Annotated in this window: 23 protein-coding genes and 2 tRNA genes; 9 read left to right on the top strand and 16 right to left on the bottom strand. The window is 78.7% G+C overall.

What is annotated here, in order from left to right; genetic code table 11:
- Nucleotides 1-97: 97 nt before the first annotated feature.
- Both ACUN9U_RS12570 and ACUN9U_RS12565 read right to left on the bottom strand, forming a co-directional pair.
- Nucleotides 98-173, bottom strand: a tRNA-Ala gene (locus ACUN9U_RS12570).
- A gap of 70 nt (nucleotides 174-243) precedes the next feature.
- A complete protein-coding gene (locus ACUN9U_RS12565; RefSeq protein ID WP_445485331.1) occupies nucleotides 244-1,017 on the bottom strand; it encodes a hypothetical protein in 774 nt (257 codons plus the stop codon).
- A 250-nt stretch (nucleotides 1,018-1,267) separates the two neighbouring features.
- On the opposite strand from ACUN9U_RS12565, the gene ACUN9U_RS12560 reads away from it, so the two are divergent.
- Nucleotides 1,268-2,632, top strand: coding sequence for an amino acid deaminase (locus tag ACUN9U_RS12560; protein ID WP_445485330.1), 1,365 nt, complete (start codon nucleotides 1,268-1,270; stop codon nucleotides 2,630-2,632).
- A 58-nt stretch (nucleotides 2,633-2,690) separates the two neighbouring features.
- Here ACUN9U_RS12560 and ACUN9U_RS12555 read toward each other — a convergent pair whose 3' ends face one another.
- From ACUN9U_RS12555 to ACUN9U_RS12535, 5 genes are read right to left on the bottom strand one after another with little or no spacing between them, the layout of a single operon-like run.
- On the bottom strand, nucleotides 2,691-3,284 hold the full coding sequence (locus ACUN9U_RS12555; RefSeq protein ID WP_445485329.1) for a GNAT family N-acetyltransferase: 594 nt from the start codon (nucleotides 3,282-3,284) through the stop codon (nucleotides 2,691-2,693).
- Nucleotides 3,281-3,814, bottom strand: coding sequence for a MogA/MoaB family molybdenum cofactor biosynthesis protein (locus ACUN9U_RS12550; RefSeq protein ID WP_445485328.1), 534 nt, complete (start codon nucleotides 3,812-3,814; stop codon nucleotides 3,281-3,283). Before ACUN9U_RS12550 ends, ACUN9U_RS12555 begins: the two co-directional genes overlap by 4 nt.
- 19 nt (nucleotides 3,815-3,833) lie before the next feature.
- Complete coding sequence (gene moaC / locus ACUN9U_RS12545; protein WP_445485327.1) at nucleotides 3,834-4,310, bottom strand: cyclic pyranopterin monophosphate synthase MoaC; 477 nt, start codon at nucleotides 4,308-4,310, stop codon at nucleotides 3,834-3,836.
- Between the two features lie 4 nt (nucleotides 4,311-4,314).
- A complete protein-coding gene (glp, locus tag ACUN9U_RS12540; protein WP_445485326.1) occupies nucleotides 4,315-5,547 on the bottom strand; it encodes a molybdotransferase-like divisome protein Glp in 1,233 nt (410 codons plus the stop codon).
- A gap of 6 nt (nucleotides 5,548-5,553) precedes the next feature.
- Complete coding sequence (locus ACUN9U_RS12535; RefSeq protein ID WP_445485325.1) at nucleotides 5,554-6,537, bottom strand: UTP--glucose-1-phosphate uridylyltransferase; 984 nt, start codon at nucleotides 6,535-6,537, stop codon at nucleotides 5,554-5,556.
- Between the two features lie 39 nt (nucleotides 6,538-6,576).
- On the opposite strand from ACUN9U_RS12535, the gene ACUN9U_RS12530 reads away from it, so the two are divergent.
- The 4 genes from ACUN9U_RS12530 (at nucleotide 6,577) to ACUN9U_RS12515 (ending at nucleotide 10,481) form a co-directional block, all read left to right on the top strand.
- Entirely contained in the window at nucleotides 6,577-7,179 is a 603-nt protein-coding gene (locus tag ACUN9U_RS12530) for a 5-formyltetrahydrofolate cyclo-ligase (protein WP_445485324.1), read from the top strand.
- 331 nt (nucleotides 7,180-7,510) lie between these two features.
- Complete coding sequence (locus ACUN9U_RS12525; RefSeq protein ID WP_445485323.1) at nucleotides 7,511-9,055, top strand: potassium/proton antiporter; 1,545 nt, start codon at nucleotides 7,511-7,513, stop codon at nucleotides 9,053-9,055.
- Nucleotides 9,056-9,225: 170 nt separating this feature from the next.
- Complete coding sequence (locus ACUN9U_RS12520) at nucleotides 9,226-9,597, top strand: FmdB family zinc ribbon protein (protein ID WP_445485322.1); 372 nt, start codon at nucleotides 9,226-9,228, stop codon at nucleotides 9,595-9,597.
- 131 nt (nucleotides 9,598-9,728) lie between these two features.
- Complete coding sequence (locus ACUN9U_RS12515; RefSeq protein ID WP_445485321.1) at nucleotides 9,729-10,481, top strand: hypothetical protein; 753 nt, start codon at nucleotides 9,729-9,731, stop codon at nucleotides 10,479-10,481.
- A gap of 14 nt (nucleotides 10,482-10,495) precedes the next feature.
- Here the strand turns inward: ACUN9U_RS12515 and ACUN9U_RS12510 are convergent, their stop codons facing one another.
- Together ACUN9U_RS12510 and ACUN9U_RS12505 are read right to left on the bottom strand one after the other, a co-directional pair.
- The gene (locus ACUN9U_RS12510; RefSeq protein WP_445485320.1) at nucleotides 10,496-10,675 is read right to left on the bottom strand and encodes a hypothetical protein; all 180 of its coding nucleotides are present in this window, start codon (nucleotides 10,673-10,675) and stop codon (nucleotides 10,496-10,498) included.
- Between the two features lie 55 nt (nucleotides 10,676-10,730).
- Nucleotides 10,731-14,540 (bottom strand): DUF4011 domain-containing protein, encoded by a 3,810-nt coding sequence (locus tag ACUN9U_RS12505; RefSeq protein ID WP_445485319.1) that lies wholly within the window; start codon nucleotides 14,538-14,540, stop codon nucleotides 10,731-10,733.
- Between the two features lie 111 nt (nucleotides 14,541-14,651).
- Between ACUN9U_RS12505 and ACUN9U_RS12500 the strand changes: the two genes are divergently transcribed.
- A tRNA-Arg gene (locus ACUN9U_RS12500) sits at nucleotides 14,652-14,726 on the top strand.
- Between the two features lie 49 nt (nucleotides 14,727-14,775).
- Here the strand turns inward: ACUN9U_RS12500 and ACUN9U_RS12495 are convergent.
- From ACUN9U_RS12495 to ku, 6 genes are all read right to left on the bottom strand, one after another.
- Nucleotides 14,776-14,901, bottom strand: a complete 126-nt coding sequence (locus tag ACUN9U_RS12495) for a hypothetical protein (protein ID WP_445485318.1) — start codon at nucleotides 14,899-14,901, stop codon at nucleotides 14,776-14,778.
- A 169-nt stretch (nucleotides 14,902-15,070) separates the two neighbouring features.
- Nucleotides 15,071-16,255, bottom strand: coding sequence for an NAD(P)/FAD-dependent oxidoreductase (locus tag ACUN9U_RS12490; RefSeq protein WP_445485317.1), 1,185 nt, complete (start codon nucleotides 16,253-16,255; stop codon nucleotides 15,071-15,073).
- 2 nt (nucleotides 16,256-16,257) lie between these two features.
- Complete coding sequence (locus tag ACUN9U_RS12485) at nucleotides 16,258-16,797, bottom strand: isoprenylcysteine carboxyl methyltransferase family protein (RefSeq protein ID WP_445485316.1); 540 nt, start codon at nucleotides 16,795-16,797, stop codon at nucleotides 16,258-16,260.
- On the bottom strand, nucleotides 16,794-17,891 hold the full coding sequence (locus ACUN9U_RS12480) for a type III polyketide synthase (protein ID WP_445485315.1): 1,098 nt from the start codon (nucleotides 17,889-17,891) through the stop codon (nucleotides 16,794-16,796). Before ACUN9U_RS12480 ends, ACUN9U_RS12485 begins: the two co-directional genes overlap by 4 nt.
- A gap of 67 nt (nucleotides 17,892-17,958) precedes the next feature.
- Entirely contained in the window at nucleotides 17,959-18,852 is an 894-nt protein-coding gene (locus ACUN9U_RS12475) for a hypothetical protein (protein WP_445485314.1), read from the bottom strand.
- A 42-nt stretch (nucleotides 18,853-18,894) separates the two neighbouring features.
- Nucleotides 18,895-19,893 (bottom strand): non-homologous end joining protein Ku, encoded by a 999-nt coding sequence (ku, locus tag ACUN9U_RS12470; RefSeq protein WP_445485313.1) that lies wholly within the window; start codon nucleotides 19,891-19,893, stop codon nucleotides 18,895-18,897.
- 82 nt (nucleotides 19,894-19,975) lie between these two features.
- Here ku and ACUN9U_RS12465 point away from each other — a divergent pair, with 82 nt between their 5' ends.
- From ACUN9U_RS12465 to ligD, 3 genes are all read left to right on the top strand, one after another.
- Nucleotides 19,976-21,616 carry a molybdopterin-dependent oxidoreductase gene (locus ACUN9U_RS12465; protein ID WP_445485312.1) on the top strand — a complete coding sequence of 547 codons (1,641 nt, stop codon included), beginning with the start codon at nucleotides 19,976-19,978 and terminating at the stop codon, nucleotides 21,614-21,616.
- A gap of 216 nt (nucleotides 21,617-21,832) precedes the next feature.
- Nucleotides 21,833-22,522 (top strand): fasciclin domain-containing protein, encoded by a 690-nt coding sequence (locus ACUN9U_RS12460; protein WP_445485311.1) that lies wholly within the window; start codon nucleotides 21,833-21,835, stop codon nucleotides 22,520-22,522.
- A gap of 135 nt (nucleotides 22,523-22,657) precedes the next feature.
- Nucleotides 22,658-23,644, top strand: coding sequence for a non-homologous end-joining DNA ligase LigD (gene ligD, locus ACUN9U_RS12455; RefSeq protein WP_445485310.1), 987 nt, complete (start codon nucleotides 22,658-22,660; stop codon nucleotides 23,642-23,644).
- A gap of 13 nt (nucleotides 23,645-23,657) precedes the next feature.
- Here the strand turns inward: ligD and ACUN9U_RS12450 are convergent, their stop codons facing one another.
- Entirely contained in the window at nucleotides 23,658-25,670 is a 2,013-nt protein-coding gene (locus ACUN9U_RS12450; RefSeq protein WP_445485309.1) for a gamma-glutamyltransferase family protein, read from the bottom strand.
- Nucleotides 25,671-25,695: the final 25 nt, after the last annotated feature.

Below are 25,695 nucleotides of genomic sequence, written 5' to 3'. Positions count from 1 at the left end.
CGGGGGGGCGCGCGCAGCGCCCCCGACCCCCCTCCGGCGCCGCTGGCCCGGGGCGCGCGCGTGGGCCGCCCCCCCCGGGGGGCCGCCCCTCTCCTCCTGGTGGAGCTGAGGGGACTCGAACCCCTAACCCCCTCGATGCGACCGAGGTGCGCTACCAATTGCGCCACAGCCCCGTAGGACGTCAGAACGTTACCACCCGGCCGTGCGCCGCTGGCGGCCCTCCTCGCCCACCGCGCGGCGTCCCTACTCGCCGACCGCGCGGCGGCGGGGCGCGGCAGCGGCGGGCTGCGGCGCCCGGGCGGCGCGCTCGGCGGCGCGCTCCGCGGCGAAGGTGGCGGCCGCTGCGGCCGCGCTGGCCGAGGCGGCGCGGGCCGCAGCGGCGGCCCGGCCCTCGGCGTCGCGCCGCTGCGCGGCGCGCTGCTGCGCGGCGCGGGTGCGCGCCTGCCCGGCGCGCAGGGCCTCGAGCTCGGCGGCGCGCTGGCGCACCGCGGCCCGGCGGCGGACCACCAGCAGGCCCGCGCCGAGGGCCAGCAGGCCCGCCGGCGCCACCGCGAGCGGCACCGCGCCGAGCACGGCGAGCAGCGCGGGGGCAGCGGCCACCAGGCCGGTGACGGCGAGAAGGAGCGCGGCCGGGGCGGCGGTGCGGCGAGCGGCGGGGCTGGTCAGGCGCGGCGCCGGGCCGGAGCGGTGCGCCGCCGGCGCGAGGACGGCGGGTCTGCTCGGACCGGTGCGCGCGGGAGCGGCCTGCGGCCGGGGCTGGGCCACCGGCAGGCTCCCCTTCCCCGTGGGAGCCGTGCCGGTGGCGGCGCGCGGGGCCGCCAGCAGGCGCCCGGTGCTGCGCACCGGCGCCGACGTCGTCCGGGTGAGCTCGCGGCGCTCGAGCAGCCGCAGCTCCTCCTCGGAGGCCTCGGCGCGCCAGGCCGCTGCGAGCTGCTCACGGCGCTGCACCCAGTGCGGGACGGCCCCGAACACCCACAGCGCCACGATCCCCAGGAGGAGGAGTCCGCTGCTGCCCACGCCGATACTCTAGGGGTTTCCGGGACTCCCGTGAACCACGTTGCTCGTGTGTCTTCTGTGACTCGTGTGATTCGTGTCCGCATCCGTCCGGGTTCGTCCCCGCCCCCGCGCTCGCCGTGACCGAACCGCAACCCGCACCGCCCCGGGCCTAGGGTCGGCGGGTGAGGCACCTGAGCGCCGCTGGCCGCTGCACCGCGGGAGGGCGCGGGCCGTCCGGGAGGGCCGTCCCGCCGAGGGCGGCGGTGGTCCCGTGAGGCTCGACGCGGACGCCGTCGGGGTGCTCGGCCCGTGGGCCAAGGCGGTGCCGGTGTCGGCGTGGGGCACCACCGGCGCGGAGTGGGTGGCCTCGGCCCCCGGGCTCGCCGACCTGCCGACCCCGGTGGTCACCGTGGACGCCGGGGCGGTGGCGCAGAACACCGCCGCGATGGCGGCGTGGGCCCGCGGCGCCGGTCCGCGCGGGGTGGACCTCGCGCCGCACGGCAAGACGAGCATGGCGCCGGCGCTGTGGCGGGCCCAGCTGGCGGCGGGCGCGTGGGCGGTGACGGTGGCCACGCCCTGGCAGCTCGCGGTGGCGCTGGACGCGGCGGTGCCCAGGGTGCTGGTGGCCGGTCCGCTGCTCGACGCCCGCGTCCACGCGCTGGCCGCGGCCGCGCTGGCCTCTGCGGGCACGGGCACGGGCCCGGACGGCGCGGCGCTGCGGGTGCTGGCCTGGGCCGACGGCGAGGACGTCGTCGCGGCGACCGCCGCCGCCCGCGCCCGCAGCGGGGCGGACGACGGCGCCGGCTCCCCGCCCCTCGACGTCCTCGTGGAGCTGGGGGCCCCGGGCCGGCGCACCGGGGCCCGGACGCTGCAGGCCGCGCTCGCCACGGCCCGCGCGGTGGCGGCGGCCCCGGGACTGCGGCTGGCCGGCGTGGCCGGCTACGAGGGAGCGCTCGTCCACGACGCGCAGCCGGCGTCGCTGGAGGTGGTGCGCACCTGGCTGCGGGCGCTGCGCGCGCTGCACGGCCAGCTCGGGCAGGAGGGCCTGCTGGCCGGCCGGGGCGGCGGGGCCGACGCCACCGTGGTCTCGGCGGGCGGCAGCGCGTACTTCGACCTCGTCGCCGAGGAGCTGGCCGACCTGCACGACCCGCTCGGCGAGGCCGGGCCCGCCACCCGCGTGGTGGTGCGCGCCGGTGCCAGCGCCGCCCACGACGACGGCTTCTACGCCAGCGTCACCCCGGCCACGCGCGGCGCCGGCCCGGCGCTGCGGGCCGGTCTGCACGGGTGGGCCCGGGTCGTCTCCCGTCCCGAGCCCGGACTGGCGCTGCTGGACGCCGGCAAGCGCGACCTGCCCTTCGACGAGGGCCTGCCCGTGCCGCAGGCGGTGCGCCGCGGTGGCACGGCCCCGGCGCAGCCCCTGCAGCCCGGCAGCGCCGCGGTGACCGCCCTGAACGACCAGCACGCCTTCCTGCGCCTGACCGGGGACGCCGAGCACCTGGCCGTCGGCGACGTGGTGCGCCTGGGCCTGTCGCACCCGTGCACCGCCTTCGACAGGTGGGGGCTGCTGCCCGTGCTGGACAGCGCCGACGCCGGCCAGCCTCGGGTGGTGGAGCTGCTGCGGACCGTCTTCGGATGAGCCCGCCGCCCGCCCCTCGCAACCGGGCGCCCGGCTGCGGGACGCGGGAGGGCGCGCGTCAGGGGTGGCCGGCGCGGTAGCGGGCGAGCAGGCCCTCGGGCAGGTCCTCGCGGGTCAGCGCGAACGTCCGGTGGTCGCGCCAGGCGCCGTCGATGTGCAGGAAGCGCTCGCGCAGCCCCTCGTCGCGGAAGCCGAGCTTCTCCACCACCCGCAGGCTCGCGGCGTTCTCGGGCCGGATGTTCACCTCCAGGCGGTGCAGCCCCACCCGCAGGCAGTGGTCGACCACCAGCGCCACCGCCAGCGGCACGGTCCCGCGCCCGGCCAGGCGGCCGTCGATCCAGTAGCCGACGTGCGCCGAGCGCATCGCGCCCCAGGTGATGCCGCCCACGGTGACCTGCCCGGCGAAGCGGCCGCCGACCTCGAGGGCGAAGGGCATCGCCGTCCCCGACCTGCCCTGGCGCGACAGCTCCCAGACCAGCCCGGCGAAGGTGCGCACCGGCGGGGCGCCGTCGGGGTTGGTGGCCTCCCAGGGACGCAGCCACTGCGCGTTGGCCGCGCGCACCGAGCGCCAGGCCGCCCCGTCGCGCACGCGCAGGGGGCGCAGCACCACGTCGCCGTCGGCCAGGACGGCGGGCCAGCCGGCGCCGGTCACGGCTCCGGTCGCTCGTGCCGGTGGTCGGGGTGGTCGGGGTGGCGGGGGTGGTCCCCGCCGCGGCGCTGGTCGACGGCGTGCGGCAGGACCGCGGCCAGCACCTCCACGGCGTCGCGGCACGCCCCCGGGGAGCCGGCGACGTTGACCACCAGCGTGCGCCCCGCCGTCCCGGCGAGCCCCCGCGAGAGCGCGGCGGTCGGGACCCCCTTGGCCAGCCCGGCCGCGCGCAGCGCCTCGGCGATGCCGGGCACCTGGCGCTCGAGCAGGGGCGCCGTCTGCTCGGGGGTCTGGTCGTGGGGGTTCAGCCCGGTGCCGCCGGTGGTGACGACGACGTCGTACCCGGCGGCCACGGCCGCCCGCAGGGCCTCGCCCACGGGCCCTCCGTCGCGGACCACCTGCGGGCCGTCCACCGCGAGGCCCGCCCCGCGCAGGCCCTCGACCAGCACCGGGCCGGCGGTGTCCTCGTAGACGCCGGCCGCCGCCCGGTTGCTGACGGTGATGACCAGCGACCGGGGTGGCCGTGCGTCCACGACCCCGGACGGAGGGGCCTCAGCGGTGCCAGTCACCCGAGCGCCCCCCGCTCTTGGCGACCACGCGCACCCCGGTGATCTCCGCGCGCCGGTCCAGGCCCTTGACCATGTCCACCAGCGCCAGGCCCGCCACCGCGACGGCGGTCAGGGCCTCCATCTCCACCCCGGTGCGGTCGGCGGTGCGGACGGTGGCCATGAGCGCCACGCCCTGCTCGCCGACCTCGGCCACGACGTCGACGGCGTGCACGGCCACCGGGTGCGCCAGCGGCACCAGTTCCGGGGTCCGCTTGGCAGCCTGGATGCCGGCGATGCGGGCCACCGCGAGGGCGTCGCCCTTGGGCACCGTGCCGTCGCGCAGGGCCGCCACCACCTCGGGCGAGCAGACCACGAACCCCTCGGCGCGGGCCTCGCGCACCGTCACGTCCTTGCCGGTGACGTCGACCATGCGGGCGTTGCCGCCGGCGTCGAGGTGGGGGAAGCCCCTCTGGTGGCTCATGGCCTCATCGTCGCCCGCGCTCGAGCAGCATGCACCGCACGACGTCGCCGGGCTCCACCGAGGTGGTGTCCTCCCCCGTCACCGCGAGCGCGTTGGCGCCCGCCAGGCCGTGCACGAGGTGGGAGCCGGGCCCGCTGGCGGGGCGGACCCGGGGCCGGCCGTCGTCGTCGGTGGTGACGACGGCGCGGGTGAACTGGCGCTTGCCGGGCGGGCTGGACCAGCCCTGGGTGGCCGTGGCGACCACCGTGGGGCGGTGCAGCTCGGCCTCGCCGAGCACCCGGCGCAGCGCCGGCCTCACGAACACCTCGAAGGAGACGTAGGCGCTGACGGGGTTGCCGGGCAGGGTGAAGATCGGCACGCTGCGGGCGCCGCGGGTGAGCACGCCCAGGCCCTGCGGCATGCCCGGCTGCATGGCCACCCTGGTGAACTCGACGGTGCCCAGGCGGCTGAGCACCTCCTTGACCACGTCGTAGGCCCCGGCGCTGACGCCGCCGGAGGTGATGATGACGTCGGCGCCCTCCAGCTGGTCCTCCAGCACGGTCATGAGGCGCTGGGGGTCGTCGTCGACGATGCCCACCCGGGTGGCGCGGGCCCCGACGTCGCGCGCGGCGGCGGTCAGGGCCGTGGAGTTGGCGTCCACCACCTGGCCGAACCCGGCGGGGCGGCCCGGCTCGACCAGCTCGCTGCCCGTGCTGAGCACCGCCACCCGCGGTGCGGGCAGCACGCGGGCGCGCTCGCGGCCGACCGCCGCCAGCAGCGCGACGTGCCGCACCGACAGGCGGGTGCCGGCCGCGACCAGCGTGGTGCCGGGCCGCACGTCCTCCCCGGCGCGGCGCACGTGCAGCCCCTCGGGGACCGCGCGGCGCACCAGCACGGTGGCCACGCCGCCGTCGGTGTCCTCCACCGGCACCACCGCGGTGGCGCCCGGGGGCACTGGCGCGCCGGTCATGATGCGCGCGGCCGCGCCCGCGGCCAGCGGCGCGACGTCGCGCACGCCCGCCGTCAGGTCCGCGACCACGGGCAGGGAGACGGGTGCCGCCGGCCCGGCCCCGGCGACGTCGGCGTGGCGGACGGCGTAGCCGTCCATCGCCGAGCCGTCGAAGGCGGGCAGGGAGCCCGTCGCGACGACGTCCTCGGCGAGCACGCAGTCGACGGCGTCCAGCAGGCCCAGCTCGACGGGGGCGAGGGGGGAGACAGCAGCCAGGCAGGCGGCCAGGTGCTCCTCGACCGTGCGCATCCGGGCTCAGGCCTGCTGGGCCGGGGCGCCGCCGGTGCTGTGCGTGGGCTGCTCGGTGTCGAAGCCGGAGGCCACCCACTCCGACAGCCAGGCGTTGAAGTCCCCGCCGAGGTCCTCGCGGCCCGAGGCCAGGCGCACCACGGCCTTGAGGTAGTCGAGCTTGTCGCCGGTGTCGTAGCGGCGGCCGCGGAAGACCACGCCGCGCAGCCCGCCGCCGGCCTCCGCCGGCATGCCCGCGAGGGTCTCCAGGGCATCGGTCAGCTGGATCTCGCCGCCCTTGCCGGGCGCGGTCTGCTCCAGCACCTCGAAGACGGCCGGGTGCAGCACGTAGCGCCCGATGACGGCGAGGTTGCTGGGCGCGTCGGCCGGGTCGGGCTTCTCGACCATGCCCTTGAGGGTGACGACGTCGCCCTCCCCCTCGGTGGAGGGGTCGTCGACGAGCTCGGCGCAGCCGTACATCCCGACGTTCTCCGGCGGCACCTCCAGCAGCGCCACCACGGAGCCACCGTGCTCGGCCTGCACCTGCACCAGGCGGGCGAGCAGCGGGTCGCGCTCGTCGATGAGGTCGTCGCCGAGGAGCACCGCGAACGGCTCGTCGCCCACGTGCGCCTTGCCGGTGAGCACCGCGTGGCCCAGGCCCTTGGCCTGGTGCTGGCGCACGTAGTGGACGTCGGCGAGCTCGGTGGTCTCGTGCACGAGGGCGAGCTTCCCGGCGTCGCCCTTGGCCTCGAGGTTCGCCTCGAGCTCGGGGACGACGTCGAAGTGGTCCTCCAGCGGGCGCTTGGTGCGGCCCACCACGAGCAGCACGTCGGTCAGGCCCGCGGAGACGGCCTCCTCCACGACGTACTGGATGGCGGGCTTGTCGACGACCGGGAGCATCTCCTTGGGCGTCGACTTGGTGAAGGGCAGGAAGCGGGTGCCCAGGCCGGCGGCGGGGATGACCGCCTTGCGGATCGGGCGGGGTCCGGCGGGCGTGCCAGCAGGGCTCATGCGGGGAGGCTATCGGGGCGGGGAGGAGGATCGCCGACCGTGGACGGGACCGGCGGCACGGGCGGCACGGGCGGCGCCGGCGGCGGGGCGGCGGCCAAGGTCGCGCTGCGCGCCCGCGTCCGCGCGGCCCGGCGCGCCCGCGACGACGGCGAGCGCGCCGCCCTCGATGCCGCGCTCGCCCGCGCGGGGCTCGGCCCGGGCTCGCCGCTGGCGGCGCTGGCGCCGGGCGCGGTGGTGGCGCTGTACGAGTCGCTGCCCACCGAGCCGGGCACCCGCGGCCTGCGGGCGGCGCTGGCCGCGCGCGGCGTCGTCGTCGTCCTGCCGGTGGTGGTGGGGCCCGCCTCGGCCCTGGCGTGGCGCGTCGACGGCGGCGGGGCGTGGCCCTCGGGGGCGGGCGGAGCGCAGGTGGTGCTGCTGCCGGCGCTGGCGGTGGACCGCAGCGGGACGCGCCTGGGGCAGGGCGGCGGCCACTACGACAGGACGCTGGCGTCGCTGCCGCCGGCCGGCTCGCCGGGGCGCCCGCTGCTGGCCGCCGTGGTGGGCGACGGCGAGCTGCTGGAGGCGGGGGCGCTGCCGCGCGAGGCCCACGACGTCCCCGTGGACGCGGCCCTGACCCCCGCCGGCTGGACCCGCCTGCCCTGAGCGCACCGCCCGCGGGGGTGGTGGTGCCCGTCGCCGTCGTCGAGGCCTGCGGCCCCTGGCCGGGAGCCGACCCGCCCGGACGTGTCGGAACCCCGGCGCGATGCGTCGGAACGGGGGCGCGGTTCCGACAGCTCGCGCCAGAGGTGCGACAGCTCACGGCAGTGCTCCGAAGGGTGGAGGCACGGGCGCCCGGCGCCGGGAGCCCCGACGGTCCCGTGCACACCGATCTCGGGTGGTCGTCACGAGGAGGGACCTCAGCGCCAGTACGGTGCGCTCACACCCACCTCGCGCGCCGCCCAGCCGCCGCCGGAACCTCGACGGGAGGCCCCGCATGACGGTCGACGACCTCGACCTCGCGGTGCTCGTCGGCTCCCTGGTGCTGGTGGCGGCCGTCTTCGCGGTGCGGCTGTCGGTGGGCACGGGCACGCCCTCGCTGCTGCTGTACCTGGCGCTCGGCGTGGCGATCGGCGAGTCCGGGCTGGGCATCCAGTTCCGCGACTACGACCTCACGCAGGTGCTGGGCTACGCCGCGCTGGTGCTCATCCTGGCCGAGGGCGGGCTCACCACACGGTGGTCCTCGATCCGGGCGTCCATCGCGCCGGCGGCGCTGCTGGCGACGCTGGGCACGGCGGTCTCGGTGCTGGTGGTCGCGGCGGTGGCGCGCCTGGCCCTGGGCACCGACTGGGCCACCGGCATGCTGCTCGGCGCCGTGGTCTCCTCCACCGACGCGGCGGCGGTGTTCTCCGTGCTGCGCCGCGCCCCGCTGCCCAGCCGCCTGGGCGGCCTGCTGGAGGCGGAGTCGGGCTTCAACGACGCCCCCGTGGTCATCGCCGTGGTCTCCCTGACCGCGGTGGTCGCCGGGGACACCTCCCACGGGTGGGGCCTGCTCGTGCTGGAGGCCGGGGCGGAGCTGGTCGGCGGCGCCGCGGTCGGGCTGGCGCTGGGCTGGCTGGGGGCGCTGGGACTGCGGCGGGTGGCCCTGCCGGCCTCCGGCCTCTACCCGATCACCGTGCTGGCCGTGTGCGCGCTCGCCTACGGCCTGGGCACCCAGCTGCACGCCTCCGGCTTCATCGCCGTGTACCTGGCGGGCCTGGTGCTCGGCAACGCCGAGCTGCCGCACCGGCCCGCCACCCGGGGCTTCGCCGAGGGCGTCGGCTGGCTCGCGCAGATCGGCCTGTTCGTGATGCTCGGGCTGCTCGTCTCGCCCTCGCGACTGCCCGGGCAGGTGGTGCCCGCGCTGGTGGTCGGCTTCGCGCTGCTCCTGCTCGCGCGGCCGCTGTCGGTGCTGGTCTCCACGTCCTGGTTCCGGGTGCCGCTGCGCGACCAGGCGCTGCTGAGCTGGGGCGGCCTGCGCGGTGCGGTGCCCATCGTGCTCGCCACCGTGCCCGCTGCCGCCGGGGTGCCCGGCACCGAGGGCGTGGTGGAGATGGTCTTCGTGCTGGTCGTGGCGTTCACGCTGGTGCAGGCGCCGACCCTGCCGTGGGTGGCGCGCCGCCTCGGGGTGGGCGAGCCGGAGGTGCGCGACCTGGAGGTGGAGTCGAGCCCGCTGGAGGAGATCGGCGCCGACGTGCTGCAGGTCAGGGTGGGACCGGGCTCGCAGCTGCACGGCCTGGAGGTCTTCGAGCTGCGCCTGCCCGAGGGCGCCGAGGTCTCCCTGCTCGTGCGGGACGGGCGCCCGCGCGTGCCCACCCGCACCACCACCCTGCAGCGCGGGGACGACCTGCTGGTGGTGGCGGTCTCCGCGGTCAGGGAGCTGACCGAGGAGCGCCTGCGCGCCCTGTCCGAGCGCGGCCGGCTGGCGGGGTGGATGACGCCGGGGGCCGCGCGCGTGGCGGAGCTGCGCCCGCCGCCGGGCCGGGAGCGCCCCGGGTCCTGACCGCTCGGGTCCTGACCGCCCCGGCGCCGCGCGGCGTCCGGTCGGGCGGTGGGGGCGTGGGCCGGGCGCCCGCGGCGCTAGCATTGGCACTCGGACCGTCCGAGTGCCAGCGCTCACCGCGAGCCGGTGCGCTCCCGGTCCGTCGTCGTCGTGAACCGAGGAGCCCCGTCGTGCCCACGTACGCCTACACCTGCACCGCCTGCGGCCACAGCCTCGAGGCCCGGCAGTCCTTCTCCGACCCGGCGCTGACCGAGTGCCCGGAGTGCTCGGGGCGCCTTCGCAAGCGCTACGACGCCGTGGGCGTGGTCTTCAAGGGCAGCGGCTTCTACCGCACCGACTCCCGCTCCGAGGGCAAGAACGGCTCCACGGGCGGGTCCGGCTCCGGCTCGGGTGAGTCCTCCTCCAACGGCTCCGGGACCTCCAGCAGCTCGAGCACCTCGGGCGGCTCCGGCTCGTCGGGATCCTCCACGTCGTCCACCTCGGGCGGCTCGGGCTCCTCCGGCAGCTCCGCGCCCGCGAGCAGCGCCAGCAGCAGCTCCTGACCCCGCGGGGCCGAGCGGCCGGGCGGGGCGTCGTGCTGCGGTCCGCCCACAGGCCCCCTCCGCCTGCCGGCCGTCCACAGCCGCGGCGGTCGCGGCCGGGGCGCGGACGCTGCGGCGGTCACGCTGCGGCGGTGACCACCACCTCCTGGCAGCCCCCGCTCCCCCGCCCTCCCGCCCCGCCCCGCCAGCGCCGGGCACCAGCGCCGGCGGCCCCGGGAGCAGCGGGGCGCCGCCTGCGCCGGGCGCTGCGCCGCTGCCGGCGCCCGCTCGCCGCGCTCCTGCTCGCGGCGGCCACCGGCCTGGTGGTGCTGGCGGTGCTGCCGCCGCAGTCCCCTCCGGGGGGCGTGGCGGTGCTGGTGGCGACCTCCGACCTGCCGGCCGGCGCACCGCTGGCGCCCGGGGTGCGCGCGGCGTCGCTGCCCCCCTCAGCGGTGCCCCGGGGAGCGCTGGGCCCCGACGACCTCGGCCGGGGCGCCCGCGCCGGCGGAGCGCACCTGGCGGCTCCGGTGCGCGCCGGGGAGGTCATCACCGACGTGCGGCTCAGCGGGGCCGACGTGCTCGCCTCGCTGCGGCCCGGGCAGGTGGCCGTGCCGGTCGGCGTCACCTCGCCCCTGCCGGGAGAGCTGCTCTCCCCCGGGGCGCGGGTGGCCGTGCTCGCCGCTGCCCCGGCTCAGCCGGAGGCGCTCGACGGGGCCGCCGGTGACGAGGGCGCGGTCATCGTGGCCAGCGCCACCGTGCTGGTGGTCAGCAGCGACGAGGTGACCACCGGGCTGCTCGGCGGAGGCGGTGGCGGCACCGCGGTGGTGCTGGCCCTGGACGAGGCCGACGCGGCCCGGGTGGCGGCCGCCAGCGCTGCCGGCGTGGTGCTGGCCAGGGCCGCGTGAGCCGGCGGGGGCGGTCAGCCCCAGTGGGGCGGGCGCTCGCTGCGCAGCCGCTCGGCCTCGGCCGCCCAGCGGCGCTCGTCCTCGGCGTCGGCGCGCCCGCCGCCGGCGGGTCCAGCGAGCCAGCCGTCCCCACCGTCCCCGCGGTCGGCCGGCGGCTCGTGGTCGAGGCCGGGTGCGCCGGTCGGGGGGGCCACCACGCGCCGCCCGCGCCGGCCGGGCCGCCGTCCCCCGGCCGGCGGCGCAGCGGCCTCAGGCACCGCTGGCCAGCTCGCGCAGCACGGCGGCGACCGGGCCCGTGGGGTCGTCGAACAGCTCGCGGGCGCTGACGCGCACCACGGACCACCCCAGGTGCCCGAGCTGCTCGGGCACCACCAGCTCGCGCTGGACGAGGTCGCCGACGGGGTCGTCGTCGGTGCCGGCGGGGATGTCGGTGAGCACCGCGACGGCGGGCCCGTCGCTGCCGGCGGGCAGCACGACGAGGTCGGGCACCGCCCCGGTGACCAGCGCGCGGGCGCCGCGACCGCTGACGCGGTCGGCCAGCCGGGTCAGCAGCGGGTCGGGCGCGGCCCGTCCGAGGGCGCCCCGGGGGGCGGTGAGCGCCCGCAGGGCGTCCAGCGGGTCGGCAGCGGGGGGCTCCTCCAGCGACAGCAGCATCTGGCGCAGGGCGGAGGCGCCGGTGGAGGTGCACTGCGAGGCCTCCAGCACCTCCCCGGCCACGCAGCTCACCACGGTCAGCCGCTTGCGGGCGCGCGTGAGCACCGAGGCGAGCCAGCGGTGGCCGTCGGCGTCGTCCAGCGGGCCGAAGCGGTGCACGAAGCGGCCCAGCGGGGTGACGCCCAGCCCGAGGGAGAAGACGACGGCGTCCCGGACGGTGTCGGCGCAGCGCTCGACGTCGGTGACCACGAAGCCCTCCCGGCGGCGGCGGCGCAGGAAGGCCGCCAGCTCCGGGCGCGAGGGCAGCGCCGCGCGCACGGCGTCGGCGATGCGGCGGGCGTGGGGGCGGGTCAGCGCCACCACGGCGAGGGACTCGTTCGGGTGGTCGCGCACGTGGCTGAGCACGAGGTCGACCACCGCGGCGACCTCCCCGTCGGGGCTGGTCACCACGCCGTCGGCGTCGGGACGCCCGGTGACGTCGCTGACGCGACGCAGCCGCACGGGCGGGCGCCCCGGCGGGCAGGGCACGGCGTGCTCACCGGTGGTGGTGCCCGGCACGGCGCCGGCCACGGCCGCGAGCTGGGCCGGCATGCGGTGCTGCCAGGCCAGGCGCACCGTGGGCAGCACCTGCTCCAGCGCGGCGAAGACGCTGCGGCGCGAGCCGCGCGGCAGGGGGGCCTCGTCGGCGCGGCGGGGCGCCACGCGCACCGGCGTGGGGCCACCGGGGTCGCCCACCACCACCAGCTGGCGACCCGCGGAGGCGGCCAGCACCGCCTCGGGCACCCCCACCCGGTGGGCGGCCAGGACGAGCACCACGTCGTAGCGGCGTCCCGGGGCCAGCTCCAGGGACAGGGCCAGCGGCCCGCTGACGCGGCACGGCGCGCTGGCCGACAGGGCCGTGGCGCCGCGCACGCGGTGCACGGCGGCAGCCCGGCGGCGCTTCTCCTGCGCCGCGAGGGCTGCGCTGGCCTCGGCGTGGCCGACGGCGTCGAGCCCGCCGAGCGCGGGGTCTGCGGCCACGAGCGTGTCCAGCACGGAGCGCCACCAGGACCGGCGCAGCTCCACCACCGCCTGGTCGGGGTCGAGGCCGCGGCGCCGCGCCTCCTCCAGCAGCGGCACCAGCCCCCGCTGCTCGAGCACGGCCAGCAGGGAGGCCCGCTGGGGCAGGTCGGCCAGGGTGCCGGAGTCGGCGACCAGCGCACCGAGGCGCTCGGCCAGCGCGTGCCACGGCTCGTCGGCCAGCGCCCCACCGCCGGTGGTGGTGGCCAGCACCGCCGACAGGGCGCTGGTCTGCGCCACCACCTGGTCCAGGACCACCTCGGCGGCCGGCACGCCCTGCGGCACGCGCGGGGGCGCGCCGGCGGCGTCCTCCGCGCGCCAGGCCTCCCAGTCCAGGCGGGCCCGCTCGGCCCGCACCAGCGAGCCGTGGAGGTCCTCCAGGAGCAGGCCGGGGCGGACCAGCTCGCGCGCGGCGCGCTCGAGGCGGCGGCGCTCGAAGACCCCGTAGCGCGGACCGGCGGCGCGCTGGGCGGGGGGCGCCGTCGCGTCGATGAGGGGCGTCAGGGGCCGCTCGAAGACGGCGGGCAGGAAGACGTCCAGGCAGTCGCGCACCCGTGCGAGGAGGTCGAGCTGGGCCTGGGCGTCGGCCACGCAGCCCGGCACGCGCAGGCCGCTGCCGCCGGCCAGCGCCGTGGCCTGGCGGCGCAGGGCCGGCAGCAGGTCGTCGCGCAGGGCGCGGGCCTCGTCGAGGGCCTCGGCGGCCTCGGCGCGGTCGGCCAGCGCGGCACCGGACCAGGCGGTGTCGCCGGCGCGGGCCGACAGGGCGCCCAGGTCGACGGCCTCGCGCAGCTGGGCGGCCGCCCGCTCCCGCTCGGCCGCGTCCATGGCGCGCAGCGCCGCGGGGGCCAGGCGGACCGGGTCGGGCCCCGGCGGCAGCAGCGCCAGGGCGGTCATCGCCTCCAGCGCGGAGACGCCCCAGGGGCCCCGGCGGGTGTGCAGGGCGGCGCGGTGGCGGCCCAGGGCGGCGACGACGTCGCCGTCGCCGGCCGCACCGGCGGCACCGGCGCCCGGGGCTGCCGCGGGCAGGGCGCCGGGTGCCTCGACGGGCAGCACGGGCAGCGGTCCGGTGGCGTTGGGGTCCACCGACCCCGAGGCGTCGACGAGCAGGTCCCCCAGGCCGCGCGCGGCCAGGCGGCGGGCGACGTCCTCGGCCTCCTGCTGCTGGCCCGCCACGAGCAGCACGCTGCGGCCGGTGGCGGCCAGCGCCGCGATGGTGGTGGCCGCCACCTGGGTCGCGCCGGTGCCGGGGCCGGCCTCGATGCGCACCGAGCGGCCGGCGAGCACGGTGTCGAGCACGCGCCGCTGGGAGGAGTCCAGCGGGAGCACCTGCACGTCGTCGGGGTCGACCCCGCGGGCGCGCTCGGGCAGCTCGACGGCGGTGGTGGGGCGCTGCAGGCGGGTGCGCGCGCCGGCGTCCCCGGCCAGGGCCAGGGCGACGTCGGAGCCGGAGAGGTCGTCGGCGGCGCGGTCGAGCTCGGCGACCAGGGAGCGGGCGACGTCGACGAGCACGGTGACGAGCAGGCCGGGCTTGACCTGGATGTCGGGGGCGGAGACGCGGGTCAGGGACCTCAGGCGCTCCAGGGCCGGAGCGGGGTCGAAGCCGTGGGCGTGCACCGACAGCGCCGCGAGCGCGGCGGGGTCGACCGGGACGCCGCGGCGCTGCAGCTCGCGCACCAGGGCGGGGTTGGTGCGCACCGGCCCGCCCAGGCCGATCTCGTAGTCGACGGGCCCGGCGCCGCGGGCGTGCAGCTCCGCCGGGCGCAGCAGCAGCGGGGTGCTCACGGTGGTGCCGCTGGCCTCGTCGCGCCAGGACGCCAGGCCGACGGCGAGCACGCAGGCCTGCAGCCCGTGCTCGTCGGCCAGCGCCGCCGCCTCCCCGCGGATCGAGCGGGCGCGCCGGCGGGCCTCCTCCAGGGCGCCGGTCTCGCGGAACAGGTGCGACAGGCGGGTGGGGCGGCCGGCGAGCAGCAGCGCCACGCCGGAGGGGTGGGCGGAGGCGAGCTCGAGGGACCCGTCGCGCAGGTCCTCCGCGCTCATGAGCGGCTCGGGCCCGCCGAGGGAGGCGAGCTCGGTGCGCCAGCCCGCCAGCGCCGCCTGCAGGCCGCGGCCGCCGGGCGGCGGGCCGCCGGCGCGGTGGGACCCGCCGGTGCGGGGACGGCCGCCGGGGTCGGCGGGAGTCTGCGGGCGGCCGGGGGCCTGGTCGACGCCGTCCTCAGGCAGCTGCACGGTCTGCGGCGGGGCGTCCTCGTCCCCGCCGGCGCCGGACGCCACCGGCGGCTGCTGCCCCGACCCGGCCGCTCCGGCACCAGCAGCCCCGCCCGCCACGCCCATCAGCCCTTGAGTCACCCGGAAAGGCTAGTGCGCCCAGCTGGTGGGTGCCGCGACCGCGCGGTGCGCCGCGTCCTCCGTGTCCACCGGCGCGGGGTGCGGCGCCCGCCCGGCTACCCTGGGGCCTGCGCCCTGGTAGCTCAGCGGAAGAGCAACCGCCTCCTAAGCGGTAGGTCGCGGGTTCGAGTCCCGCCTGGGGCACCAGCAGCGCCGCCGCGCTGGGACGGTGCCGCGCGGTGCCGGACGGCGGGTCTCAGTCAGCGCTCGCAGCGGCCGCGACCGGTCGCTCGGCGCGCGGCGAGGCGGTCATCATGCGCGACTCGAAGCGCGAGAAGCCGAGGAGCGCCGGCAGGAGGAGCGGGGGGAGCGCCAGGGCCATCCACATCATGGTGGTGGCGATGCCCCGATCCGGCGCCGCTCATGCACGTCGTGTCCGTTTCGTGACTGATCGTCACACAACCGTGACCAGGACCCACCGGCCCCATGCGTCCCAGCCGTCACCTGAGCCACCGGCGCGGCGGCTGGAGGTTCCGCCGCCTCACCCCCGGTCAGCGGGCCAGCTGCTCCACGACCGCACCGAAGGCGCGCGGGGACGCCGACGCCGCCGCCAGGAGCCCCGCGCGCAGGACGGGGGAGGAGGAGGCGCCCAGCAGTCCCGCCGTCAGCGCCCGGTGGGCGCGGGTGCCCGCCCGCCACGCCGCCGCGTACTCCCCCGCCACCCAGCGCGCGCGGTGCGCGGTCACGGCCTCCACCGCCAGCCGCGCGCTCGCCAGGCCCAGGCGCAGCCCCTCCCCCGTCAGCGCGTCGACGTACCCGGCGGCGTCCCCGACGAGCAGCACCCTGCCGCGCCCCACCGCCCGCACCCGCTGGCGCAGCGGGCCCGCCCCGCGCGCCGCGCTCGTCCACGGGGCGCCGCCGAGCCGGTCCGCCAGGCCCGGCAGCTGGGCCAGCCCCTCCTCGAAGCTCGCTCCGCGCGGCCCCAGCAGGGCCACCCCCACCTCGCGCGGGCCCACGGGGGTCACGTAGCCCTCCACCCCGCGGCCCCAGTGCACCTCCACGCGGGAGCTCCACGGCGCCACCCCGGCGTGGCGCCGCACCCCGAACCTCACCGCCGAGCGCCGCACCGGGGGGCCGTCCAGGCCCGCCGCCCGGCGCACCGCGGAGTGCAGGCCGTCGGCACCGAGCACCCACCGCGCGACCAGCGGCAGCACCGGCCCCGGGCCGGGGACGACGACGTCGAGCCGCACGCGGGCACCGTCCTCGACGAGGTCGACCACCCTGCCGGGCAGCACGGGCACACCGCAGGCCGCGGCCCGCTGCGCGAGGGCCGCGTGCAGCACCGTGCGGCGCACGCCGCGGCCCGGACCGCCGGAGAAGTCGTGGCCCACGCCGCCGCCGGCACCGCCCGCCGCGCCGTCGCGCACGTAGGCGACCCCGGTCAGCTCCGCCCCCGCGGGGTCCACGCCGAGCGCGAGCACCTCCGCGAGCGCGCCGGGCAGGAGCCCCTCGCCGCACGCCTTGTCGACCGGGTCCAGCCGCACGCGCCCCGGGCCCCCTGCCCCGGGGGCGGCCGCACGGGCCCGGGGCTCCACCACCACCACGTCCAGCCCCGCGCCGGCGGCCCGCAGCGCCGCCGCCAGGCCCACCGGCCCGCCTCCCACGACGGCCAGGTCCGCCACCCGGCCGGCACCGGCCGGCCCGGGCCAGCCGGGGAAGGTGGCACCGGCGTGCACGGCTAGGCCCGGACGTCGCGGAGGCGCGCGAGCGCCGCCTCCTCGGCGGGGATCCGGTAGCGCAGCAGCAGCACCGCGTTGAGCACCGTGAAGACCACGGCGGTGACCCAGGCGGTGTGCACCAGCGGCAGCGCCACGCCCTCGACGACCACCACGAGGTAGTTCGGGTGCGGCAGCCAGCGCAGCCGGTACGGGCCGGAGGTGACGCGGGGCATGCCGGGCACCACCACCACGCGGGTGTTCCACTGCCGGCCCAGGGCGCGCATGCACCACATCCGCAGCGCCTGGGTCACCACGAGCACCGCGAGCATGCTCCACCCGAGCGCCGGCACGAAGGGCCTGCCGGCCACGAGGACCTCCACCAGGCAGCCGGCCAGCAGCGCGGTGTGCAGCGCGGCCATGGCGGGGAAGTGCCCCTGCCCGGTCTCCACACCGCCGCGCTGCAGGGCCCAGGCGCGGTTGCGCTGGCTGATGACCAGCTCCACCAGCCGCCACAGCCCCACCGCGAGCAGCAGCAGCGCGTACCAGCCGACGCTGCTCACGAGGACCACTCCAGGAGCACCAGCTCGGCGCTGAAGCCGGGCCCCAGGGCGAAGAGCACGCAGCGCTGCTGCCCCCCGCCGGGGGCCTCGGCGGCCAGCACGTCGGCGAGCACGTGCAGCACCGAGGCCGAGCTGAGGTTGCCCACCCGCGCCAGGGACTCCCACGAGGGCGCCAGCGCCCCCTCCTGCAGGTCCAGGGCGCGGGAGGCCGCCTCGAGCACCCGGGGACCACCGGGGTGGGCGACCCAGCGGGTGACGTCGTCGCGGTCGAGGCCCACCGGGGCGAGCAGGCCCTTGACGTCCTCGGCGAGGTGGGCCTCGACGACGTCGGCGAGGGAGGCGGACAGCACGATGCGGAAGCCGGTCCCGCCGACGTCCCACCCGAGCAGGTCGGTGGTGCCCGGGTACAGGTGGCTGCGCGTGGCCACCACGCGCGGGACCCGCGCCCGGTCGGCCAGCCCGAGCGCGGCGGCCCGCCGCTCCCCCACGAGGACGGCGGCGGCGGCGCCGTCGCCGAACAGCCCCGAGGCCACGAGGTTGGCGGTGGAGGGGTCGTCGCGCTGCACCGTCAGCGAGCACAGCTCCACCGACAGCAGCAGGACGACGTCGTCGGGGTGCCCCACGAGGTGGTCGTGCAGCCGGGCCAGCCCGGAGGCGCCCGCGACGCACCCGAGCCCGAACAGGGGCAGGCGCTTGACGTCGGGCCGCAGCCCGAGCGGCCCGGCGACGCGGGCGTCCAGGGAGGGCGCGGCGACGCCCGTGACGGTGGTGAACAGGACCAGGTCGACGTCGTCGGCGGCCAGCCCCGCCTGCTCGAGGGCGCCGCGGGCGGCCTGCAGGCCGAGCGCTGCGCCGTCGCGCAGCCAGGCGTCGTTGGCGCCGGTGAAGCCGCCCAGGGCGGCGTACTCCTGCGGTGGCCTGACCAGGTGGCGGCGCTGCACGCCGCCGGAGCGGTGCAGGCGGCGCAGCAGCGGCGCGCGCGAGGCGGCCGGGGAGCCGGGCGGGCAGACGAGGTCGGCCAGGGCCTCGGTGATCTGCTCCTGCGGGTAGCTGTGCTCGGGCAGCACCGGCACCACCGACGCGACGCGGCTCACGAGCTCTCCCCCACGCCCTCACCCTGCGGGGCCGCGGCGCGCGACGCCACCCCACCCCCCGGCGCCGTCAGGAGCGGGCCGAGCACGCCGACAGCAGCGCGCCCGTGGCCACCGCCCGCTCCGGTCGCGGCACCCACTGCCGGACGGGCACCGCCGGCGCCCCGTCCAGCGACAGCTGCAGCTGCGGCCCGAAGCCGCGCTTGTCGTCCGCGACGGCGTGCGCGTCGCAGCGCGCCGGCTCGAGCACCACCGCGACGTCGGCGCTGGCACCGCCCGCCAGGCGGACGGGACCGCCCGGCAGCCGCCAGTGGAACAGCGGGGTGCTGCCGATGCCCTCGAGCGCGGCCGTGCTGCCCGCGGCGACGGGCCCGAGGTGCAGCACGCCGACGGCGCGCAGGTCCGCGCCGGTGCCGGTGGTCGTCCACACCGGGTCCCAGCGGGCGGGCACGACGGCGGCCGCGGCGGCCGCCGTGCAGGCCTCGGCGTGGGCGCGCGCCAGGTACCGGCCGGTGTCGGGCAGCTCCAGCGCCGCGGTGGAGCCGTCAGCCAGCGCCAGGTCGGCCACCGCGGGCAGGGGCGCGGCGTCCTCGGCGCCGGGGTCGCGGGACTGCGCGCCTCCGCAGGCGGCCGGGGCGCCGAGGGCGACGGCGACGTCGACGGTGGCGCCCGGCTGCAGCTGAACCCCGGCGCCGGGGGCGGCGTCGGGGAAGGCGCCACTGCGCAGCCGGACGCCGCGGACCTCGACCCCCGCCGAGCCGGCGTCGAGCGAGAGCTCCACCTGGATGCGGCCGGTCTCGAGGTCGGCGCGCTGCTGCACGAGGTCGGCGCTCAGGCCCCGCGGGACGGCCCGCGGCGCGGCCGTCGAGGGGGCCTGCCGCGCGGTGGTCCCGCCCGCGGCCGAGCAGCCGGCGAGCAGCGCGGCGAGCAGGACGACGACGCCCGCCCGGCGCACCCCGGCCACCCGCACCACCTCCGCGTCAGAGCATGCCCCTGACGGCCGGGGTCAGGCGGACTTCGGGGTCTTCGCGCGGGAGGGGCGCTTGCGGGGAGCCCCGGCCGGCGCCTCGGAGGCGGGCTGCGCCGGCGCGGGCTCCTCCACCGCCGCGGCGGCCGCAGGCTTCCTGGGCGCGCCGCGCTTCCGGCTGGTCGAGCGGTTCGGCACGGGCTCGGGCTGGTCGCCGCCGGAGGCGCCGTCGCCGTCCGCCGCCTCCCCGCGGCGGGCCCGGGCGCGCTCCACGCTGCGCCGCAGCGCGGCCAGCAGGTCGACCACCTCGCCGTCGCCGTCGCCGTCGCCCTCGGCCACCGCGGGGGCGCGGCGCACGTCGCCGGAGGCGACCTTCTCCTCCACCAGCGCCCGCACCGCCTCGCGGTAGCCGTCGGCGTACTGGGTGGGGTCGAAGTCGGCGGCCAGGGACTCCACCAGGGAGGCCGCCATCGCCACCTCCGCGGGCTTGAGCGCGACGTCGGTGCCGAGCACCTCGAAGTCGGGCTCGCGGACCTCGTCGGGCCACAGCACCGTCTGCAGGCAGATGACGTCGCCGCGCACGCGCAGCACGGCCAGGGTCTCGCGCTGGCGCAGCGCCACCTTGACCACCGCGACCCGCTCGGTGGCGCTCAGCGCCCCGCGCAGCAGCGCGTACGGCTTGGCGGCGGTGCGGTCGGGCTCGAGGTAGTAGGCCTTGTCGTACATCAGCGGGTCGACCTGGGCCTCGGGCACGAACTCGACGACCTCGATCTCCCGGCCGGTGGTCAGCGGCAGGCTGGCCAGGTCCTCGTCGGTGAGGACGACGAGGTCGCCGTCCTCGGTCTCGTAGCCCTTGGCGATCTCGCCGTAGGCGACCGGCTGCCCGTCGACGCTGCACGTGCGCTGGTACTTGATGCGCCCGCCGTCGGCGGCGTGGACCTGGTGGAAGGACACGTCCTTGGTGCCCGTGGCGGCGTAGACGCGCACGGGCACGTTGACGAGCCCGAAGGACACCGCTCCCCTCCAGATGGCGCGCATGCTGGTCAGGGTGCGCGGGCCACCCGAGTGACCGCCAGCCCTGCTGACCCATCCGAGTCCACCCGGGGGACGAACACCAGACATGGCCACCACCTCCTCACCCGCTGCGACGCCGGCGCGCCCTGACCAGCGACGACGCGGGCGCAGCGGCCGCGCGCCGAGCGCCTCCGCGGGCGTCGCGGCGCTGGCCGGCCTCGTCTCGGCCGGCCTGGCCCTCGGCGCGGCGCAGCTCGTGGCGGCGCTCGTGCGGCCCGAGGCCGCGCCGGTGCTGGCGATCGGGTCGGCGTTCATCGACAGGGTGCCGCCGTGGCTGAAGGACGCGGCCATCCGCCTGTTCGGGACGAACGACAAGCTGGTGCTGCTGGGGTCGATGGCGGTGGTGATCGCGGTGCTCGCGGCCCTGGCCGGGGTGGCCGAGCGGTGGCGGCGCGGGGTCGGGCTGGCGCTGGTGGTGCTCTTCGGGGCGGTCGCGGTGGGCGCCGCCGTGACGCGCGCCGGTGCCGGTGCCTACGACGCCGCGCCCTCGGTGCTGGGCTTCGCGGTGGGAGGGGTGGCGCTGCGGCTGCTGGTGGAGCGGCTGCGCGCCGCCGACGAGGCCGGACCCGCGAGCGCGTCGTCGTCCTCGGCGGGCCGGCGGGGCGCGCCGACGCGGCGCTCGGTGCTGGCGGCCACCGCGTGGGTCGCCGCGGCGGCGGCGGCGCTCGCCGCCGCCGGACGGGCCGTGGGGGCGGCGGCGCGCGACGCCGTCGCCGCCCGCGCCGCGCTGCGGCTGCCCGCCCCCGCGACCCCGGCGGCCGCCGTGCCGGCCGGGGTGGAGAACGGCGTGGCCGGCACGACGGCCTTCCTGACGCCCAACGCCGACTTCTACCGCATCGACACCGCCCTCACGGTGCCCTCGATCGACCCGGCGACGTGGTCGCTGCGCGTGCACGGGCTCGTGGAGGAGGAGGTGGAGGTCTCCTTCTCCGAGCTGCTGGCCATGCCGATGACGGAGTCGCGGATCACGCTGACGTGCGTCTCCAACGAGGTCGGCGGCGGTCTGGCGGGCAACGCCACGTGGCTGGGGGTGCCGGTCGCCGAGGTGCTGCGGCGGGCGCGGCCGCAGGCGGGCGCCGACATGGTGCTCTCGCGCAGCAGCGACGGCTTCAGCGCCTCGACGCCCCTGGGCGCGCTCACCGACCCCGCGCGCGGCGCGCTGCTGGCGGTGGGCATGAACGGCGAGCCGCTGCCGCTGGAGCACGGCTTCCCCGTGCGGGTGGTGGTGCCGGGCCTGTACGGCTACGTCTCGGCGACGAAGTGGGTGGTGGAGCTGGAGGTCACGCGCTTCGCCGACGCCACGGCGTACTGGACCACCCGCGGCTGGTCGGCGCAGGGGCCGATCAAGACGGCCTCGCGCATCGACGTCCCGAAGGGGTTCGCGCAGGTCCCCCGCGGCACGGTGGCGGTCGGCGGCGTGGCGTGGGCGCAGACCCGCGGCATCAGCGCCGTGGAGGTGCAGGTCGACGACGGGCCGTGGGAGCCCGCGGTGCTCGCCGCCGAGGACGGCCTGGACACGTGGCGGCAGTGGTCCTACGCCTGGGACGCCGCCTCGGCGGGCGCCGGCGCGCACACCCTGCGGGTGCGCGCCACCGACGGCACCGGACAGGTGCAGACCGGGGAGCGGGCCGCCCCCGCGCCCGACGGCGCCACGGGCTGGCACTCGGTCTCGGTGACCGTGCAGTAGCACCAGTCCTGCGCGGGGGCGGCTCCGAACCCCCGCTGAGACGGACCGGGCCCCGGTCTCCCGCACCGCGCGGGAGGCCGGGGCCTCGTTGCGCCGATCGGGCGTTGAACAACTCGTGACCTGATCGTGACCCATCTCTGCGACCTCCTGCTGCGAACCCCCGGTGTCAGCACGCCCGAGCCGCCGCACCGGCGGCCCGACACGGAGGTAGACCCCATGAAGCGCTCCCTCACCACCGCGTTCTCCGTCTCCGCCAGCGCCTTCCTGGTGCTCGGCCTCGCCGCCTGCGGCGGAGGCTCCACCGACGCCGGCTCGATGTCCGGCGGGGACATGGAGTCCGCGTCGCCGTCCGACTCGGCGTCGGCCAGCCCGTCGGAGTCGATGAGCTCGGACGGCACCGACGCCGCGATGGCCGCCGGCCCCGTGGGCCCGGGCTGCGCCGACTACGCCGCGATGGTGCCCAGCGGCGCCGGCTCGGTGGACGGCATGGCCATGGACCCGGTGGCCACCGCCGCGAGCAACAACCCGCTGCTGACCACGCTGGTCTCCGCCGTGTCCGGGCAGCTGAACCCGCAGGTCGACCTCGTGGACACGCTGAACGGCGGCGAGTTCACCGTCTTCGCGCCGGTCGACGACGCCTTCGCGAAGGTCGACCCGGCCACCATCGAGACGCTGAAGACCGACTCCGCGCTGCTGCAGAAGGTGCTCACGTACCACGTGGTGCCCGGCCAGCTGACCCCCGAGCAGGTGGTCGGCATGCAGACCACCGTCGAGGGCCAGGCCGTGGACGTCACCGGGACGCCGGACGCGCTGCAGGTCAACGGCGCGAACGTCATCTGCGGCGGCGTGAAGACCGCCAACGCCACCGTCTACCTCATCGACTCCGTGCTCATGCCCCCGGCCTGACGCACGGCCTGACGCACGGCCCCGCCACCTCGCGCAGGTGGCGGGGCCGTCGTCGTCCCAGGCCGGCCGCGGGCCGCGGGTGGGAGAGCCGCCCACCGCGTGCCCGCCCGGCGGGCGCTGCGGCAGGGTGGGCGCGTGGTGGACGCAGCGGCGCAGGTGGTCGAGATCGCGGGGCGCCGCGTGAAGCTCACCCACCTCGACCGGGAGCTGTGGCCCGGCGGACCGGGGCGGCGCGCCACCACCAAGGCCGAGCTGGTCAGCTACGTGCTGGACGTCGCCCCGGCGCTGCTGCCCCAGCTCGCGGGCAGGCCCGTGACGCGGGTGCGCTGGCCGCAGGGCGTCGGCGGTCCCCGCTTCTTCGAGAAGAACACCCCCTCCGGCACACCGCGCTGGGTGCGGACGGTGCAGGTGGAGGGCTCCGGCGGTGGCCGCTGGACCTCCTCCGCCCAGGACGCCGGCGAGAGCGGCCCGGTCACCTACCCGCTGGTCGACGACGAGGCCGGCCTGGTCTGGCTGGCCAACCTCTCGGCGCTGGAGCTCCACACGCCGCAGTGGCGCCTCCCCGCGGGCGCCACCGACGACGACGGCCCCGTCGACGCCCGCCGCCTCGCACCGGACCGCCTCGTGGTGGACCTCGACCCGGGGCCGGGCACCGGCCTGGGCGAGTGCTCGGAGCTGGCGGTGCTCGTGGCGGAGCGGCTCGCCGACGACGGGCTGGTCGCCGTCCCGGTGACGTCGGGCAGCAAGGGCATGCAGCTGTACGCGCCGATCAGCGGCCGGCAGGGCGCCGACGTCGTCTCGGCCTACGCCCGGCGCCTGGCCGAGGGCCTGGCGAAGGACCACGCGTGGGTGACCGCGGTGATGGCCAAGGACGTGCGCCGCGGCAAGGTGCTGCTGGACTGGAGTCAGAACAACGGCGCCAAGACCACCATCACGCCGTGGTCGCCGCGTGGCCGTGAGCACCCGCAGGCCGCGGTGCCGCGCAGCTGGGACGAGCTGGGTGACGACCTGTTCCAGCTCACCCTCGCCGAGGCCGCGCAGCGCTTCGCCGACGACGGCGACCCCCTGGACGGCGTCCTGACGCCAGGCGCCCCGCCCGGCCCCCGCCTGCCCGAGCGCTGACCCGCCCCCGGGGTCAGCGGCCGACGGCGTAGCCCTGCGCGCCCCGCGGGTTCGCCGCCGCGCGGACCCAGCCGCCGTCCAGCGCCACCGCGGACAGGCGGCCGAGGGACCACCCGTCGACCACCTGCACGTCCCACCCGCGCCCGCCCAGGCCCGCGGCGACGCGGGAGCCCCACCTGCTCTCCAGCAGCAGCCGCCCGGGCAGCGCCTGCCGCGGCCAGAAGGAGCTGGGTGCGGTCTCGGTGTGGAAGGTCGGGGCGTCCACGGCGGCCTGCAGCGCCGTCTGGACCGCCTCGCCCCGCGCGCGGGCGCGCTCGGCGGCGTGCACGAGGCGCAGCACGAACGGCAGCTGCCAGGCGTCCTGCTGGTCACCGCCGGGCGTGCCCAGCGCCACCCAGGGCTCGCCGTCGCGCAGCAGCAGCGTGGGCGAGAGCGTGGTGCGCGGCCGGCGCCCCGGGCGCAGGGTGGAGCCGAGCGTGGAGCCCCACCGGGCCGCCGCCGAGCGCGAGCGCGGGGAGCCGCCGCCGGTGGCACCGGCCGTGCCCGCGCCGGCGGGCAGCCAGCACATCTGCGCGCGGGTGCCGAGCGGGAAGCCCAGCTCGGGGACCACGGGCGAGCTCTGCAGCCAGCCGCCGCTGGGCGTGGCCGAGACGAGGTTGCCCCACCGGTCGGCGACGTCGACGTGGCAGGTGTCGCCGCGGCCGAGCTCCTCCCGGGACGGCTGCGGCCCCTGCTCGTCGGGGTCCGGCCGGCGGTCGACGGTCGGCTCGCCGACCGCGGCGCCGCCGCCGCTGCCGAGACCGGCGACCCGCGGGGGGACGGGCAGCTGCGGCAGCCGGCGCGCCGTGCCGCCGGGCCACCCGGGCTGCAGCTCGTGGCCGGCAGGTCCAGCACTGCCGGCGCCCTCGCCGAGGAACGCCCGCCGGGAGGCGGTGTAGGCCGGGTCGAGCAGGTCGGCGACGGCGGGCACGTCCACGCCGTCCTCCTCGGCGCCGACCGGGTCTCCGTACCAGGCCTCGCGGTCGGCGCTGGCCAGGTCGAAGGCGGCGGCGCAGGCGTGCACCCAGGCGTCGTCGTCCTCGCGCAGCGGGTCGGGGTCGCCGTCGGCGCCGAGCTGGCCGTCGAGCAGGGCGAGGGCCTGCAGCAGCACCGGACCCTGTCCCCAGGTGCCCGTCTTGGCCACCTGCACCCCGCGGTACTCCCCCACCGCGGGCTCCTCCACGGTCGGTTCCCAGCCGGCCAGGTCGGAGCCGCGCAGCAGCCCCGGGTGCACGGCGCCGGTGACGTCGCGCCAGCTGGTGGTGGAGGAGAACCTGTCGACGGCGTCGGCCACCTCACCGCGGTACCAGTGCTCGCGCGCGGCCTCGTACTGGGCGTCGCGGTCGGTCCCGGCGGCCTCCGCGGCGGCGACCACCCGGTCGTAGGTGTCGGCCAGCGCGGTCAGGCGCAGGCGCGACCACGGCTGCGGGGCGCGGGCGGCGCCGTCGTCACCGGCCAGGTAGGTCGCCGCCGACGTCGTCCACGCGCCCGGGCCCTCGGTGTACAGCGGGATGACCGACTCCAGCGTGGAGGCCACGCGCGGCAGCACCGGCGCGCCGTGCCGGGCGTAGCCGATGGCCGGCTCGAGCACGTCGCGCAGCCGCCAGGTGCCCCACCGCTGCAGCAGCAGCGTCCAGGCGCCGAAGGCGCCGGGGACGGTGGCGGCCAGCAGGCCGGAGCCGGGGACGGCGGTCAGGCCGAGGTCGGCGAAGGCCTGCGGGGTGGCGGCCGCCGGCACGGTGCCCTGGCCGCACACGACGTGGGCCCGCCGGTCGTGCGCCGACCACAGCACCACCGGCAGGTCGCCGCCGGGCCCGTTGAGGTGCGGCTCGACCACCTGCAGCACGAAGCCGGCGGCCGCGGCGGCGTCGAAGGCGTTGCCGCCGCGCTCCAGCACGCCCATGCCGGCCTGGCTGGCCAGCCAGTGCGTGGACGCGACGGCGCCGAAGGTGCCGGTGATCTCAGGACGCGTGGTGGTGAGGGGCACGCCCCCCACCCTCACCCACGTCCGG

It is taken from the genome of Quadrisphaera sp. KR29, assembly GCF_052644995.1.
Note: the sequence above shows the minus strand (reverse complement) of the source record. Positions and strands in the feature narration are given on the sequence as shown.

Coding starts and splice junctions, on each gene's coding strand:
- moaC (WP_445485327.1), bottom strand. CDS start 4,310: ATGAGCCACCAGAGGGGCTTCCCCCACCTCGACGCCGGCGGCAACGCC.
- glp (WP_445485326.1), bottom strand. CDS start 5,547: ATGCGCACGGTCGAGGAGCACCTGGCCGCCTGCCTGGCTGCTGTCTCC.
- ACUN9U_RS12535 (WP_445485325.1), bottom strand. CDS start 6,537: ATGAGCCCTGCTGGCACGCCCGCCGGACCCCGCCCGATCCGCAAGGCG.
- ACUN9U_RS12525 (WP_445485323.1), top strand. CDS start 7,511: ATGACGGTCGACGACCTCGACCTCGCGGTGCTCGTCGGCTCCCTGGTG.
- ACUN9U_RS12495 (WP_445485318.1), bottom strand. CDS start 14,901: ATGGCCCTGGCGCTCCCCCCGCTCCTCCTGCCGGCGCTCCTCGGCTTC.
- ku (WP_445485313.1), bottom strand. CDS start 19,893: ATGCGCGCCATCTGGAGGGGAGCGGTGTCCTTCGGGCTCGTCAACGTG.
- ACUN9U_RS12465 (WP_445485312.1), top strand. CDS start 19,976: ATGGCCACCACCTCCTCACCCGCTGCGACGCCGGCGCGCCCTGACCAG.
- ACUN9U_RS12460 (WP_445485311.1), top strand. CDS start 21,833: ATGAAGCGCTCCCTCACCACCGCGTTCTCCGTCTCCGCCAGCGCCTTC.